At 68.1% G+C, this 14,531-nt stretch carries 13 protein-coding genes; 8 read left to right on the plus strand and 5 right to left on the minus strand.

Going from position 1 to position 14,531, the window contains the following annotated elements:
- Positions 1 to 270 precede the first annotated feature (270 nt).
- Both AB0L21_RS28695 and AB0L21_RS28700 read right to left on the minus strand, forming a co-directional pair.
- Positions 271 to 1,377 carry a Druantia anti-phage system protein DruA gene (locus AB0L21_RS28695; RefSeq protein ID WP_365787325.1) on the minus strand — a complete coding sequence of 369 codons (1,107 nt, stop codon included), beginning with the start codon at positions 1,375 to 1,377 and terminating at the stop codon, positions 271 to 273.
- A 143-nt stretch (positions 1,378 to 1,520) separates the two neighbouring features.
- Positions 1,521 to 3,299, minus strand: a complete 1,779-nt coding sequence (locus tag AB0L21_RS28700) for an ATP-binding protein (protein ID WP_365787327.1) — start codon at positions 3,297 to 3,299, stop codon at positions 1,521 to 1,523.
- Between the two features lie 815 nt (positions 3,300 to 4,114).
- On the opposite strand from AB0L21_RS28700, the gene AB0L21_RS28705 reads away from it, so the two are divergent.
- Both AB0L21_RS28705 and AB0L21_RS28710 read left to right on the plus strand, forming a co-directional pair.
- Positions 4,115 to 4,516, plus strand: a complete 402-nt coding sequence (locus AB0L21_RS28705; protein ID WP_365787328.1) for a hypothetical protein — start codon at positions 4,115 to 4,117, stop codon at positions 4,514 to 4,516.
- A 393-nt stretch (positions 4,517 to 4,909) separates the two neighbouring features.
- Complete coding sequence (locus AB0L21_RS28710) at positions 4,910 to 5,380, plus strand: GNAT family N-acetyltransferase (protein WP_365787330.1); 471 nt, start codon at positions 4,910 to 4,912, stop codon at positions 5,378 to 5,380.
- A 252-nt stretch (positions 5,381 to 5,632) separates the two neighbouring features.
- On the opposite strand, the gene AB0L21_RS28715 is transcribed toward AB0L21_RS28710, so the two are convergent.
- Positions 5,633 to 5,986 (minus strand): ArsR family transcriptional regulator, encoded by a 354-nt coding sequence (locus AB0L21_RS28715; RefSeq protein ID WP_365787402.1) that lies wholly within the window; start codon positions 5,984 to 5,986, stop codon positions 5,633 to 5,635.
- 193 nt (positions 5,987 to 6,179) lie between these two features.
- On the opposite strand from AB0L21_RS28715, the gene AB0L21_RS28720 reads away from it, so the two are divergent.
- The gene (locus tag AB0L21_RS28720) at positions 6,180 to 7,412 is read left to right on the plus strand and encodes an MFS transporter (RefSeq protein ID WP_365787332.1); all 1,233 of its coding nucleotides are present in this window, start codon (positions 6,180 to 6,182) and stop codon (positions 7,410 to 7,412) included.
- Positions 7,413 to 7,576: 164 nt separating this feature from the next.
- On the opposite strand, the gene AB0L21_RS28725 is transcribed toward AB0L21_RS28720, so the two are convergent.
- Positions 7,577 to 8,629: a Ku protein gene (locus AB0L21_RS28725; protein WP_365787334.1), complete on the minus strand. Its 1,053-nt coding sequence runs from the start codon at positions 8,627 to 8,629 to the stop codon at positions 7,577 to 7,579.
- Between the two features lie 54 nt (positions 8,630 to 8,683).
- On the opposite strand from AB0L21_RS28725, the gene ligD reads away from it, so the two are divergent.
- A complete protein-coding gene (gene ligD / locus AB0L21_RS28730) occupies positions 8,684 to 9,571 on the plus strand; it encodes a non-homologous end-joining DNA ligase (protein ID WP_365787336.1) in 888 nt (295 codons plus the stop codon).
- Positions 9,572 to 9,600: 29 nt separating this feature from the next.
- Here the strand turns inward: ligD and AB0L21_RS28735 are convergent, their stop codons facing one another.
- A complete protein-coding gene (locus AB0L21_RS28735; protein ID WP_365787338.1) occupies positions 9,601 to 10,404 on the minus strand; it encodes a nuclease-related domain-containing protein in 804 nt (267 codons plus the stop codon).
- Positions 10,405 to 10,504: 100 nt separating this feature from the next.
- On the opposite strand from AB0L21_RS28735, the gene AB0L21_RS28740 reads away from it, so the two are divergent.
- The 4 genes from AB0L21_RS28740 (at position 10,505) to AB0L21_RS28755 (ending at position 14,504) form a co-directional block, all read left to right on the plus strand.
- On the plus strand, positions 10,505 to 11,011 hold the full coding sequence (locus AB0L21_RS28740; RefSeq protein ID WP_365700470.1) for a protein phosphatase: 507 nt from the start codon (positions 10,505 to 10,507) through the stop codon (positions 11,009 to 11,011).
- Positions 11,012 to 11,106: 95 nt separating this feature from the next.
- Complete coding sequence (locus AB0L21_RS28745; RefSeq protein WP_365787340.1) at positions 11,107 to 11,832, plus strand: hypothetical protein; 726 nt, start codon at positions 11,107 to 11,109, stop codon at positions 11,830 to 11,832.
- Entirely contained in the window at positions 11,832 to 13,076 is a 1,245-nt protein-coding gene (locus AB0L21_RS28750; RefSeq protein ID WP_365700466.1) for a HAMP domain-containing sensor histidine kinase, read from the plus strand. Before AB0L21_RS28745 ends, AB0L21_RS28750 begins: the two co-directional genes overlap by 1 nt.
- A gap of 66 nt (positions 13,077 to 13,142) precedes the next feature.
- On the plus strand, positions 13,143 to 14,504 hold the full coding sequence (locus tag AB0L21_RS28755; RefSeq protein ID WP_365787342.1) for an FtsW/RodA/SpoVE family cell cycle protein: 1,362 nt from the start codon (positions 13,143 to 13,145) through the stop codon (positions 14,502 to 14,504).
- The last annotated feature ends 27 nt before the right edge of the window (positions 14,505 to 14,531 follow it).

Consider the following 14,531-nt stretch of genomic DNA (forward strand, 5'->3'; position numbering starts at 1 on the left):
GGCCCCTCTTCCATGCCCCGGCATCGGCCGACTCACTCGATCCAGGACGCTGTTCGAACCCAGCCGACCACGCAAGCGGATAGAGAACAGGCAGTTAGGCAGCCACTTTGGCGCGAGCCTCGAAGATCATGGCCCCAACGTCGTGCTTTACCGGGCAGGTCCACAGACTGCCCGACGCGCCGGAAGCTTACGGGGCCATGATCACTCGCGCCAAAGCAGCTCCAGCCCAAAGCCGCTCCACCGACCTGTCGGATCGCTGCGGCAGGGAAATTAGAAAAGTCGCATAGCCACAGATCTCGGCGGCAGCAACGGTGAGATACGCATCTCTTCCCGGGACCAATCCCGGAATTCAGGACGTCGCTCGGCGCGCGGAATAGCCCAACGACCCTTATAGTATTCGGAAATCTCGCCAAGCGGGAAAGAGAAGGGCGTGAACTGATCCGTCTCCTGCCGGAGGAAGGCCCTCCATCCGACCCCGAGCGGGGCCAGGTAAACCTCCCGCTTAATCCCATGCCGCAAGAGGTCGCCAGAAAGTCCCAGCTTCACGAGGGCGGTGCGGATGGTGCGCATCTTCCAGTTAGGCCCCTGGCCATACGAATTACCGCGGAAGTTTTCATCATCCTCAATCAATGACACAAGTTCACTGAAAAGTTCTTCGGAGAACTGAAAGTGACCGAAACCTTCCGTGAATCCGACTGGCTGGAAAACTCGACGATCGTGGAATTTGATACGGTTATACACACTCGATCGACCGAGTGCCGACGTGGTGGTAATGAGGACCGGGCGGGAGTCTTTTTCCTTCCCCAAGATATGGGTCACTTTCCCACTATACTTCTTTTCAAGGAAGGAGGTAACTTCATCCGACACCGTGCAGAGAGCGGCAAGTTTACCGGCGATGAGCTGCCTGTACGGCTCAACTGCACCCAGAACGAACGCGTCGAATACGTTATAGAGACGCTCCTGCCGATCACTTGGCGTCCAGTCGATCATATTGTCACGCACGCGCAGATTGAAGACCGGGTCCCCTAGCGCGAAGATTCCGATCAGTTTCCCATTGAAACCATCGGTGATGATGAATCGCGTTCGGCGCCCGTAGCCCTGAGACACCGGTACGCTCCAGTGCAAGCTGGCGAACCGGAAAAGGGCTGCCTCCTCCTCTGTGGCAACGGGGCGCACTTCCGGCTGAATTCTCGCCGGATCAACCTCCTTGCCATCAGCAAAGAACGGAAGTAGACGATCCTCCCATGCGTCAACAAATGACGCTGCCTTTTCAAGTACTTGTCGGCGTTGCGTCTCATGCAGAGCGCGGGTGACCTCTTTGGCGTCGCCAGCAGGACGGACTAGCAAGCCTCCTTGCAGTTCGAACCCTGACGCCATCAGCTCCTTAACAAGGCGCAAGCGCAAGTCACTCGCTTGAGACACGTGCTCGTCCTCCTATGCGTGTGCGGGGAGCCCAGCACCATACCGGGCTCCCCGCACCCATGTGCGCGGCCAGCGGAGCTGGCCCCTCACACCTTCCGTCACTCCATCATCTCACCCGGCATCTCGCTCTCCTCCGGGTACTCCCTGTCGGGGTCGACCTGGTCCTGAGCCAGGGTGAGCAACACGTTGAGCCGGTTCGACCACTCGATACGCTCGGAGACGTAGGTAGCTCGGACGGCTGTCGGTGCGTCCAACTCGCACTGGCCGATCGCGAAGAGCAGCAGTTCCAGACCTGTGCGCAGTTGCCGACCCTCGACGCCGGGCACACCAGAGTACACGTCGGTGAAGAAGCGATGAGCCTTGTTAAGGAGCAGCACCATCTGCCCACCACGCTGCTCGACTCGGAAGAACGGTCCCCCGGTGATCGACTCCGTCTCCACCTTGAAGGGCTTGGAGGCAATCTCCTCGTTCTTCTTCTTTTCGATTACTTTGGGATCAATGCCGGTCGCTTCGGCGATCCTGTCAACTTCCTTTTGGAGGTTGACCTCTGCCTCCCGCTCAACCTCTTCCGGCGCCGGCCTCCGCCGCACGATCGCTTCGGCTTCCTCCATGACCCGTTCAGAGGGCCGAGGAATCTCGGGGCTTGCTTCGAGCAGTGCGCTAACGTCTCCGTCGTCCTCACGTCGGCGTCGCCGGAGGTCTTCCAGAATGCGAAGGAATCCGGCCTCTTTGAGCCTGTCCCAGATGCGATCGGAAATGGTGATCTGCTGCTTCGCCGTCGTAACCCCGAACTCCTCATCGAGTTCCGCCGGGAAGTCGAGCTCCAGACCGATGAGCCGGTCATAGTTGACAAAGGTCGTCAATGGATTGCGGACGATGACGTCCAGTTGTCGGCCGTTACGGCAAACAACGATACCGTGGTTTTCCTTGCGGATGGCCAACCTAGGGTTCGCATTCCGTCCTTGCGCCGGCCGAGTTTTATCGACGGAGAAGAACGTGGGCGGCATGTAGGAGATCCGCAGCTTGACGACGTGTTCCTTCTTACCATCGCTGCTCTTCACCTTGATGGGCAACTCAGGCAGCGCTTCCGCTCGATCATGGTCAAGGTCGAAGTAGCGCGCTCCAGGCGTGACGAAGAGCGGGTCGAGCGATTCGACCTTCTTGCCGTTAACGGTGATGGCGGTTTGGCGGAGGAAGCCCCTGTACACGAGACCGAAATGCTCAAGGAGCTTGGTCTCAAGCACCTTCGTTGTCTTCCAGGTGAGCCTGTCAAGCTTCTCCCACACGACAACTGTGCTCAACCCGTCAACCCCATCGGGGAAGTTTTTGTTGGCGTAATCGACAACCCATTTGGGGAGTTCCTGCACCTTGGGCTGAGGAACTACGACACGGTTGGTCTTGAGGTCGATGTATTTACCGAGGCCGATTTCCTCTGTGTCCATGGTCACCGCATGGAACGGACCCGACTCTGTGCGGGAATAAACGGTAAACCTCTTGCCCTGGCTAACCGAAGCGCTCGGCAGCCCGTAGCCGTAGCGCCCGAAGAGATTTCGACTGCCCTCTCGATCCGTGCCACCCCACACTACGGCCGCCCGAATCATCTTTTTCACCATTCCATAACCATCGTCAAGGATGGCGATAGACTCGGGTTTGGCGTCGCTTTTTCCGTAACCAAAAGCGACATGAACGTTCTGAGCGCCCGCCTCGACCGAGTTATCGATAAGTTCGTCGAGCGCCGTCCCGCAGCTCTTGTAGCCGAGGTCTCGAATCGACCGGACGAATGCGTCAGCGACTGTCAGGCCGAAGTCGAATCCCTCCTTCTCCACCTTGTTGATGTATGCCTCCTGACGCGCAATGACCGTAGATTTCTTGCTCATCAGACATCCCTCTTTCTGCAGCCATTTTTGGGCCGCACTGTTTTCGAATGTTTGGGGGCGCGCATCAAGCGCGGTGGGTGTGAGATCGTTACACGGCTTCTATTGGCCGAGAAGCTCTAATGCCCTAGAACGGGGTGAGCTGATTGGTTACCTGTTGGCTGGGGATCCCGCTTAAAGGGACCACTTACTCAGGGGGTCGCCACAAATGGGGGCGAAACAGAAGATGACATGAAAGACCCTCCCGGATGTAAACACAGGAGGTCGACTCACGTCAGGGACTGTCGTCTCAGCTTCTGCAGCCACATTTGGACCGCGTTGGAGGACGACCTCCGTCTAGTGCAGAGGACTGTAGCACAACAGCACGACCTCAAGTGCCGTTCGCCACACGGTCAGTTGAGAGCCAAGGGCGGGATGGGCTTGACCTGCACTTATTGATCACCATGAAGTTCCCGCATCAGTGCAGGCCTTGATGCAGCAGTGTGCTTGGACGCTATGGCCGGCGCGATCCCCCGGGGAGCGGGCGGTGCATCCCATGCCCTATCCCCCACGCGTCCTCCTCCCTGGCCTGCACTGGCTCACTCAACACTGCGACGTGGTCTGCTGGTTGGGATGTTGAACCTCACGCACCTCGACGCTCCGCGGCTCGACACCACGGTGATCGATTTCGATCTCGTTGTCCGCTCGCCGAGGGAGGTCAGTTCACGTCGAAGGTACTGCGAACAAGAACAAGTAACGCTTGTTAGGATTCGGATCCCGACCGCGCGCGAGATCTCTCCAAGCGACTAACACGGACACATGTCCGGAAAGGTGGTCCAATGCCTTCCTCGCCTCGCAAGATCAAGGCAGCCGATGCCACGGCGGCAGTAGAACTTATTACGGACAAAGCAGTCGGACGAGAAGTCGCCGGTTTTGAAGTCTTCGGCGTCAACAGCCTCAAGACCCTCGAAGACCCGGCCCAAATTTCCTCACAGGTTCTAAGGAAGGCTGAACTCAGTGAGGACCGGATCTCACTCACCTTCGATACAATGCGAATCGAAATCGATCTTCAACGTGCAGGATCGGTGGTTTGGTCTGACGAGCAACTATCGGTCGACGATACGGCCGTCTCCCGACGACCCACCGGACGGCTGGTTTTCTCTGAGTCGGGCGTTCTTTCATTCGAGGAACCAGCCAAGACCAAGCGTATTGGATTCTGGATCAAGTCATTGACTCAGTAAGCCGTCCCTCCGAGGTAGTCGCTGGAGGGATCGCTGATCAACAGGCGGCGACACCGATGCCAGTTGAGCCCAGCGCCGTGGACTATACGTGGACAGCGTGACGGTAGAGACTCGTAGTCAGCAGGCTGACCAGGGGGAACGCGCACAGGGCGAGAGCCCTCCGGAGCCGTGTGCGCAGTCTTTGGGCACCTCGTGCAGGGTGCCCCCGGCAGGATCGAACGGTGCGGACGTAGCCCGGCGTGCCGGTCCCGCTCCGGATTCGCGGCGCCGAATATGCTGCGAGGACGTCCGACCCGACGTGCTTCATAGTGCGCAAACACTGACTGCCGCACGGCGGCGGCTCTTCCCCACGGTCCGGATGGCGCAGCCGCCGCATGCTGGAAGGGATGTGGCATGAGGTCTCCAGGCGTGCACCTGCGTGAGATCACCGATGACAACCGGGATGCCGTTCGTGCCCTCCGCGTCCGACGTGATCAGAAGCAGTTCGTCGCCTCCGTGTCCAAGTCGCTCAAGCAGGCGGCGCAGAATCCGGAGGCCAATCCCTGGTACCGCGCGGTGTACGTCGGTGACGAGCCCGTCGGCTTCGTGATGCTGTCGTGGAAGCCGCCGGCTGGTCCTTACAAGGGGCGGCACTTCATCTGGCGCCTCCTCATCGACAAGCGGCACCAGAGGCGGGGCATCGGCCGAGAGGTGCTCACCCAGATCGCCGCCCTGGTTCGCGCGGACGGCGCCACCGAGCTGCTGACCAGCTACGACCCCGGCGAGGGTGAACCGTGGCCCTTCTACCAGAAGTTCGGGTTCGAGCCCACCGGGGAGATCGATGACGGCGAGATCGTTCTGCGGCTCGTCTTCCCCACTCAGTGAGCCCATACGGGAAACCGCAGACAGTTTTCCGCTGGTCACCTGACCAAGAATTTGGTGGCTCCTGGAAGTCGGCGGGCAGCGGCCGACACCCTGCGACCGGACGCGAGGAAGCCCCCGGCCTGCGCGCGGACACGGTGGGGTGGCAGGCGGTGACGGCCGTGTCCGGGGTGGGAGTCGAGCGTTCGGCCCCGTGTGGGGACGTCACCGCTGGATCGTGTCGGATGAGCTGTGGGACCGCCTGGAGCTGTCGGATCAGTCGTCCTCCGGTGGAGTCCACGCGGCCACGAGGTCCAGCAGGCCGGGGAAGCGGGTGTTCAGGTCGGTCACCCGGACATGGCTGCGGCGTTCCAGGCCGTACTGGCGCTGACGGGTGATGCCCGCCTCGCGCAGCGCCCGGAAGTGGTGGGTCAGGGAGGACTTGGGGCGGTCCAGGCCGAACCAGCCGCAGGTGTGGTCGAACTCCTCCGACTCCAGGAGGAGTTTGCGGACGATCCGCAGCCGCAGGGGGTCGCTGAGGGCGCCCAGCACCGTCTCCAGGCGGAGCTCGGAGACGGGGGGTTCGGGGAGCGGGGCGGGGAGGTCCGGCGGCTCGGGCAGGGTCTTGATCGGTCCGGCTGGTCCTGACTGCCCGGTCTCCCCGGCCGGTGAAGTCCGGCCGGTCCGCTGCGTTCGCGCTGTCACCTGCGGCTCCTTCTCCCCCTGCATGCTTATACGACTCTGATCGTACAGCGTGCTAGGTTCGACTTTCCTCGTACCAGTACGAGCGAAGTCGTACTGACCGCGTCCGGGAGGTATGTCCATGACCGAGGTGATGTCCGATGCGCGTGCCCGGGCGGGGAGCGGTGACGTGCCCGTCCGGTGGGTCTGGCTCGCCGCCTGGCCCGTGACGGCCGTGTTCGTGCTGTCCAACGCGGCCACCCCGCTGTACGTGCTGTGGCAGCGCGAGATGGGGTTCAGCAAGGGCACGCTCACCGTGGTCTTCGCCTGTTACATCGCGGGGTTGCTCGGTTCCCTGCTCGTCTCCGGGGTCGTCTCCGACCGGCTCGGCCGCAAGCCCGTGCTGCTGCCCGCGCTCGGGCTCGCCCTCGTGGCCTGCCTGGTCTTCGCGACCGCCGGTGGCGTGGCCGCGCTGATCGTCGCCCGGCTGTGCACCGGTGTCGCCGTCGGGGCCGTGGTCTCGGCGGGGATGGCCGCGGTGACGGACGTGGCCGGGCCCGACCGTCGGCGGCTCGCGGCGCTGCTCGCTTCCTGCGCGATGGTGTTCGGCGCGGGAGTGGGGCCGTTGCTCGCGGGGGTGCTGTCCGAGACGCTGCCCGCGCCCACGGTCACCGTGTTCGTGGTGGAGGCGGTGCTGCTCGTCACGGCCGGCGTGGTGGTGCTGCGGATGCCGGTACGACGGCCCGTGCGGGGCGGTGGCGGTGCCGGTGCGTGGGTTCGGGTGCCGGGGGTGCCGCGTGGTGCGGGCCGGCGACTGGCCCTCGGAATCGCCGTGTTCGCCCCCGGGATCACCGCCACGTCCTTCGTGCTGTCGCTCGGGCCCTCGCTGCTGTCGGGTCTGCTGGGTACCGGCAGCCGGATCGTTGCCGGGGCGCTGGCGTTCGCGATGTTCCTCAGCGCCACGGGTGTGCAGTTCGCGGTACGACGACTGCGCCGCCGGGTGGTTCTGGTCACCGGGGCCGGCGCCACGGCTCTCGGGATGCTGGCACTCGTGGTCGCCGTGCACGGTGGCTCGGTTCCGGCGTTGGCCGCTGCCGCGGTGCTGGCGGGGAGCGGACAGGGTCTCGGTCAGCTTGGCGGGCTGTCGCTGCTGAACTCGACCGTGCCGGGGGCCCGGCTCGCCGAGGCCAACGCGGCGTTCAACGTGGGGGGTTACCTTCCCGCCGGGCTTCTTCCGGTCACGGCCGGTTATGTGAGCGACGCGGTGGGGCTGACGGCGGGGGCGACGGGCTTCGCTGCGGTGCTGGGCGCCTTGGCTGTGGGCGGGGGCGGGCTGGTGCTGCTGCGGTGGGGCCGGGTGGGGTCTGCGCAGTGAGCGCCCGGTGCGGGGGCTCGGCGGGGGTGGGTGCGCTTGCCGGCGGCGACAGGGTGCCTCTCCTCAAGACCCCGGAGGCGCGGGGCACTGTACGAGCAACCGCAGCGGGCCCGCGCTCGACGCCCCGCCGCCCCCACCCGCCCCACGGCGCTCCGCCGGCACCGTCACGCCGGCCGCTTCCGTGACGCCGTCTTCTTCGTCGTCGTCTTCTTCGCCGCCGTACTCTTCGAGGCCGCCGTATTCCTCGCGTTCGCCGTGCTCTTCGCACTCGCCGCCTTCTTCGTCCCCTCACCCGCCTTGGCCGTCGACTTGCGTGCGGGTGCCGCCTTCTTCGTGGCGGCCGTCTTCTTCGCCGTCGACTTCTTGCCCTCGGTCTCCTTCGGCTCGGCCCGCCCCCGTTGCAGGGGTCTGACCTCGGCCTCCTCGCCGGGGGGCGGGGCGCCGCGGGACTCGCGGGCCGCGCGGACACTGTTCTCCAGCGCGGCCATCAGGTCCAGCACCTTGCCGCCGGCGGCGGGCTCCGGGGTCTCGGGCGGGGCCTCGCCGGAGGCCTTCGCGGCGATGACCTCCTCCAGCGCCTCCCGGTACTCGTCGTGCAGGTCCTCCAGGTCGACCTCGCCGAGGGTGTCCATCAGGGCGTCGGCGAGGTCGAGTTCCTTGTCGCGGATGGTGACGGAGGTGTCGGGGGCGACGCCCTCCGGGGAGCGGACCTCGTCCGGCCAGAGCAGGCCGTGCATGGCGATGGCGTCGCCGACCACGCGGAGCATGCCGAGGCGTTCCCGGCCGCGCAGGGCGTACTTGGCGATCGCGACCTTGTTGCTGCGTTTGAGGGCCTCGCGCAGGAGGGTGTACGGCTTGGCGGCGGGGGCCCCGCCGGCGGCCAGGTAGTAGGCCGCGCCCATCTGGAGCGGGTCGATCCGCTCGGCCGGGACGAAGGCGACGATCTCGATCGTGCGGGCGGTCGGGATGGGGAGGTGGGAGAGGTCCTCGTCGGTGATCGGGATGACCGAGCCGTCGGCGTCCTCGTACGCCTTGCCGATCTCGGCCTGGCTGACCTCGCGGTCCTCCAGTTCGCACACCTTGCGGTAGCGGATGCGGCCGTTGTCCTCGGTGTGGATCTGCCGGAAGGAGATGGCGTGACTCTCCGTGGCGTTCACCAGCTTGATCGGGATGCTGACCAGCCCGAAGGAGATGGCGCCGTTCCATATCGATCGCACGTGCCGCACCCTTCCCTTTGCCGATTTTTCCGGTTCGTCTGGGATTGTCATCCTATGACGCCTATCACAGAGGTGGAGGGGCGCCGGGTCGCGCTCAGCAACCTGGAGAAGGTGCTGTATCCGGAGACCGGCTTCACCAAAGGGGAGCTGCTGCACTACTACGCGACCACCGCCACGGCCCTGCTGCCGCATCTGCGCGACCGGGCGGTGTCCTTCCTGCGCTATCCGGACGGCCCCGAAGGGCAGCTGTTCTTCACCAAGAACGTGCCGCCGGGTACGCCCGAGTGGGTCACCACGGCCGAGGTCCCGCGGTCGTCGGCGGACAGCCCGGCCCGGATGGTCGTGGTGCAGGACCTGCCGAGCCTGGTCTGGGCGGCGAACCTCGTCACCGAGTTCCACACCCACCAGTGGCTGGTGCAGTCCCCGGAGGAGGCGGACCGGCTGGTCTTCGACCTCGATCCGGGCGCGCCCGCGACGGTCGTGCACTGCTGCGAGGTCGCCCTGTGGCTGCGGGAGCGGCTCGCGGCGGACGGGGTCGAGGCGTACCCGAAGACCGCCGGGTCGAAGGGGCTGCATCTGCTGGCGGCGGTGCGCGGCAGCTCGTCCGAACAGACATCCGAGTACGCGAAGGCGCTGGCGGTGGAGGCCGAGCGGGCGATGCCCCGGCTGGTGGTGCACCGGATGACGAAGAGCCTGCGGCCGGGGAAGGTGTTCGTCGACTGGAGCCAGAACGCGGCCCGCAAGACCACGGCCACCCCGTACACCGTGCGCGCCCGCCGGCTGCCCCTGGTGTCCGCGCCGGTGACCTGGGAGGAGGTGGCCGGCTGCCGGCGCCCCGGGCAGCTGGAGTTCCACGCGGAGGACATGGCGCCGCGCTTGCGGGACCACGGGGACCTGATGGAGCCGCTGCTGGATCGGCGGTCGGCGGCCCCGTTGCCGTAACGGCACATCCCCCGTGCGGGCTGACTTCGCTACAGCCTCCCCCACGTGTTGCGGTCCCGGGCCATCCCGTGCAGCGCCTCCACGTCCGCCGGCTTGAGCACCCCGCCCAGCCGGGCCAAGGCCGCCAGCTCCGTGTCCGTCATGATCCGCACCCCGCGCGGCTGCGCCGTCACGGTCACCTCGGACGGGTCGACGAGGGCCAGCAGCGGGCGGACCTCGGCGGTCAGGGCGTAGGAGGCGCGGTCGGCGTCGGCGCGCAGCCGGCGCAGCAGCGGCTCGGCCTCGCGGCGGCCCAGGGTGACCATCGGGTCGGCGACCAGGACCCGGCTCTTGCGGGCGTACAGGGCGTGGACGGCGAACAGGCCGCCGGGGCCGATCACCAGGTGGTGGATGCGGTCGCCGCCGGGCAGGGGGAGGGAGTGCAGGGTGTGCCAGCCGGCCCCTTCCAGGCCGTCCAGGGCCTCGCCGACGGTCTGCTCGGCGGTCAGGGCGCGCCGGCGCGGGTCGGGGCGCAGCCGGTGGACGGGGCCGGGATCGCGGTCGAGGGCGACGAGCAGGGCCTCGCCGGGGCGGTTGGGGGCCAGGTCGTCGTCCGGGTGGAGGGTCAGCCGGGCGAGTTCGGCGGGGGTCGGGACCGGGGGCGGGCCGACGGTCACCGGGCCGGTGAGGAAGGGTTGCAGGGCGTGGAGCACATCGTCCCTGCTGTCCTCGCCGAGCAGGTTGACCCGGCCTGTCTCACGGTCGTACCAGGCGATATTGCTGCCGTCCTCGCGGCAGACGTACAGCCGTTCCCGGCCGTGCCGGAAGGCCGGCACCACGCGCAGTCCGCTCATGCGCCATCACCCCTCGACCATGGGAACAGGCGGGGTGCTCCCGGGGCAAGACCGGTTACCGTGGAGGGCGGCCCGGTGAGGGGGAGTTGGGGAGGCGCCGTTGCGGACCCGCGGAAAGCAGCCCGACGTACCGGCTCCGGACAGCCCGTGGAGCGAGATCGTGCCCGGCCTGTGGATGGGCGGGCACGAGTTCCGGGGCCGGTCCGGACGGCTGGAGTTCGCCGTCGTCCATGACGAGTTCGACGTGGTGCAGTCCTTGCTGCGGCTGCCGGGGTACGGCCCCGATCCGGGCGTGGAGCACCATGTGTGGCCGATCCCGGACGGCCCCCTGGACGGGACGCAGCTCGCCGGGGTGATCCGGCTGGCGCGCGCGGCGAACGAGGCGCTGGACGCCGGCCGGCGGGTGCTCGTGCGCTGTTACCACGGGTACAACCGGTCGGGGCTGGTGATCGCGCACGCCCTGGTGCAGCGGGGTGACCCGGCCGACCAGGCGATCCAGCTGATCCGGGCCCGGCGCTCGGCCTGGGCGCTGCACAACGAGCTGTTCGTGGAGTACCTGCGGGCGGGCCTGGCGACCGTGCGGCTGCTGGAGGAGCTGGCCGAGTAGACAGGCTGGTCGTGCGCGCGGCGCTCGGCGGGGGCCCCCTGCCCCGCACCCGACCCGCGAAGCAGCACAAAGCTCGCTTCCGTCAGAATGTGACCATGCCTGTCCGCCGTCCCGCGCGCACCGCCCTCGCCGTGGCCGCCGTCGCCCTGCTCTCGGCGACCGCGACGGCCTGCGGGGACACCGGCGAGCTGCGCGGCGCCGGGCCGACCACCACCGCCGTCAGTCCCGCCAAGCTCTGGCCCGATCTGCGCCCGGCCTCCAGCCCGGCCTACCCGTACGACGTGGCGACCCGGGCGACCGTGCGGGGCGTCACGGTCCCCGGTGACGACATCCGGATGGTCGATCCGGTGGACGTCGTGGAGGCGGAGCTGAAGGCGCGCCCCGACGACTACGGGTCGAAGGGCGCCTACCACGGGACCGTGGACCGGATGACGGAGTGCCGGCCGGGCGGGGACCGGGCCCGGTGCCCGCTGCTGAAGCCGTACTACCGGGACCTCACCGGGGACGGCCGGGCCGATCTGACGCTCGGCTTCCGGCTGTACCCGACCAACCAGACGGCGGTGCGCGTGTACACCGTCGAGCGGCACGGACTGGTGCAGGTGCTGGCCGACAACGACGCGGTCGTCGGGGTGGAGCTGGCCGGCCGGGCGCTGATCGCACGCTCGCCGGCCGACATCTCCGGCTACGAGTACCGCACCACCTGGCTGTGGGACCCGGGCCAGCGCGCGATGGTGTTCTCCCGTGACGAGTACCTGCACGTCGGCGACGGCCGGCACAGCAAGACGCCGTCCCCGTCGCCCTCCCCCGCGCAGAGCCCGTGATGAGGCTCGCGCTCCCCCAGTGGGCCGGGACCCTCGCCGTCAAGGCCGCCGCGTTCATCACGGTGATGTGCTGCGCGCTGGCGGCGCTGCTCGGCGTGCTCGTGCATGTCTCGGTGCGGAACCAGACCGTCGGCCAGGCCCGTGACCTGGCGCTGTCCCGGCTCGCGGACGCCACCGAGGCGTACGAGGCCGGGGACACGCTGCTGCCGGGCGCCGGCGTGGACCCAAAGGGGCTGCCGGCGTCGCTGCGGGCGCTGGCGGTGGCCGGGAAGCGCGGCACGATGGTCGCCACGCACCGGGGGCGACCGGCCATGTGGGCGGCGGGACCGGCGGCCGGGCACCGGGCGCTGGCCGTGGAGGTCGACTACTCGCAGCAGTCCCGCACCATCGCCGGTCTCGACCAGTCGATCCTGTGGTCGTCGGGGCTGGCGATCGGCGTGACCGTGCTGGTCGGCGTGTTCGCGGTGACCCGGGTGACCCGGCGGCTGCACGGCACCGCGCGGGTGGCCCGGCGGATCAGCGCGGGCGATCTGGACGCCCGGGTGAACGACCCCCGGACGAAGGACCCGACCCGCCCGCAGGACGAGGTGGCGGCGGTGGCCGCGGCCCTGGACTCGATGGCGTCGAGCCTGCAGAGCAAGCTGCTGAGCGAGCAGCGGTTCACCGCGGATGTCGCGCACGAGCTGCGCACTCCGCTGACCGGGCTGCACGCGGCGGCGGAGCTGTTGCCTCCCGGGCGGCCGACGGAACTGGTCCGGGACCGGGTGGCGGCGCTGCGCACGCTCACCGAGGACCTGCTGGAGATCTCGCGGCTGGACACCGGACGAGAGCGGCTGGAGGCCGACACGGAGGAGCTGGGCGCGCTGGCCGAGCGGGTGGTGCGGGCGTCCGGTACGGAGACGCGGGTGCGGATTCTCAGGGACGCGCGGGTGGAGACCGACCGGCGGCGGCTGGAGCGGGTGCTGGGGAACCTGGTGGCCAACGCGCACAGGCACGGGGCACCTCCGGTGGTGCTGACCGTGGACGGGCCTGTGGTGACCGTGCGGGATCACGGGGGCGGGTATCCGGGGTATCTCGTCGCGCACGGGCCGCAGCGGTTCCGTACGGAGGGCGGGGCCACGGGGCACGGGCTGGGTCTGACCATCGCGGTGGGGCAGGCGGAGGTGTTGGGGGCGCGGCTTTCCTTCGCCAACGCGGTGGACGGGGGCGCGGTGGCGACGTTGAGGTTGCCGGTGGCCGAGTAGGGCTCGGGGCGGGGGCGCGGCCCCGCCCTCCGCACACAAGACGTCCCGTTTAGGTAGGTTCCGGGCATGACGAAGGCCGGAACCACCCTGGCGGCGGCTCCCGCTCCCGCGCGTGCCGTGCGCCTCCCCCGGCGTCGGGGCGTCGAGCTGTCCCTGCTCGTGCTGGCCGTCCTGCTGTCCGTGTACGGCTACTGCGCGGTGGGGCTGGCGCGCACCGGTACCGTGCCGCCCGGTGCCGTCGGTTACGGGGCCGGGCTGGGCGTGCTCGCCCTGTTCGCCCATGTCGCGGTCCGCATCCGGGCGCCGTACGCCGATCCGCTGCCGCTGCCCATCGGCGTGCTGCTCAACGGGCTCGGGCTGGTCCTGATCTACCGGCTGGACCTGGAGACACCGGGCGACCAGGCGGCCCCCACGCAACTGGTGTGGTCCACGCTCGGGGTGGGTCTGTTCATCGCCGTCGTGCTGGTGCTGCGCGACCACCGGGTGCTCCAGCGGTACGCGTACGTCTGTGTGGTGGCCGCCCTCGTGCTGCTGGCCCTGCCGATCCTGTTCCCGCCGGTCAACGGGGCCCGGATCTGGATCCGGATCGCCGGGTTCTCCATCCAGCCGGGCGAGTTCGCGAAGGTGCTGCTCGCCGTGTTCTTCGCCGCCTATCTGGCCGCCAACCGCAGCGCGCTCGCGTACACCGGGCGCCGGCTGTGGCGGTTGCAGTTCCCGACCGGGCGGGTGCTCGGGCCGATCCTGACGATCTGGCTGGTGAGCGTGGGCGTGCTGGTGCTGGAGCGGGACCTCGGGACCTCGCTGCTGTTCTTCGGGCTGTTCGTGGTGCTGCTGTACGTGGCGACCGGGCGCACCGGCTGGATCGCGGTCGGGCTGCTGCTGGCCGTGCTCGGTGCGTTCGCCGTGGGGCGTCTGGAACCGCATGTGGGCGGGCGGATCGAGGACTGGCTGCACCCGTTCGCCACCATCGAGGCCGGGCAGGGCCCCAACCAGCTCTCCCAGTCGCTGTTCGCCTTCGCCGCCGGCGGGTTCCTCGGCACCGGGCTGGGGCTCGGCCACTCCATCCTGATCGGTTTCGCCGCCAAGTCGGACTTCATCCTGGCGACCGCCGGTGAGGAGCTGGGCCTCGCGGGACTCGCGGGGATCGTGCTGCTGTACGCCCTGCTGGTGGAGCGCGGCTACCGGGCGGGCCTGGCGCTGCGCGAGCCGTTCGGCCGGCTCCTCGCGGTCGGGCTCGCCTCGATCGTGGCGTTGCAGGTGTTCGTGATCGCGGGCGGGGTCACCGGGCTGATCCCGCTGACCGGCATGGCGATGCCGTTCCTCGCCCAGGGCGGCTCCTCGGTGGTGACCAACTGGGCGATCGTGGCGCTGCTGGTCCGGGTGAGCGACTCGGCGCGCAGCCAGTACGACGGCCGGGAGGCACCGTGAGCGAGTACGGCCTTCCCGACGGCGGGC

The sequence above is a fragment of the Streptomyces sp. NPDC052721 genome (assembly GCF_040678315.1).
Lineage (GTDB): Bacteria > Actinomycetota > Actinomycetes > Streptomycetales > Streptomycetaceae > Streptomyces.

Excerpts from the sequence above, each read along its gene's own strand:
- AB0L21_RS28695 (WP_365787325.1), bottom strand. The coding sequence starts at position 1,377 with ATGGCGTCAGGGTTCGAACTGCAAGGAGGCTTGCTAGTCCGTCCTGCT.
- AB0L21_RS28700 (WP_365787327.1), bottom strand. The coding sequence starts at position 3,299 with ATGAGCAAGAAATCTACGGTCATTGCGCGTCAGGAGGCATACATCAAC.
- AB0L21_RS28705 (WP_365787328.1), top strand. The coding sequence starts at position 4,115 with ATGCCTTCCTCGCCTCGCAAGATCAAGGCAGCCGATGCCACGGCGGCA.
- AB0L21_RS28710 (WP_365787330.1), top strand. The coding sequence starts at position 4,910 with ATGAGGTCTCCAGGCGTGCACCTGCGTGAGATCACCGATGACAACCGG.
- AB0L21_RS28720 (WP_365787332.1), top strand. The coding sequence starts at position 6,180 with ATGACCGAGGTGATGTCCGATGCGCGTGCCCGGGCGGGGAGCGGTGAC.
- ligD (WP_365787336.1), top strand. The coding sequence starts at position 8,684 with ATGACGCCTATCACAGAGGTGGAGGGGCGCCGGGTCGCGCTCAGCAAC.
- AB0L21_RS28735 (WP_365787338.1), bottom strand. The coding sequence starts at position 10,404 with ATGAGCGGACTGCGCGTGGTGCCGGCCTTCCGGCACGGCCGGGAACGG.
- AB0L21_RS28745 (WP_365787340.1), top strand. The coding sequence starts at position 11,107 with ATGCCTGTCCGCCGTCCCGCGCGCACCGCCCTCGCCGTGGCCGCCGTC.
- AB0L21_RS28750 (WP_365700466.1), top strand. The coding sequence starts at position 11,832 with ATGAGGCTCGCGCTCCCCCAGTGGGCCGGGACCCTCGCCGTCAAGGCC.
- AB0L21_RS28755 (WP_365787342.1), top strand. The coding sequence starts at position 13,143 with ATGACGAAGGCCGGAACCACCCTGGCGGCGGCTCCCGCTCCCGCGCGT.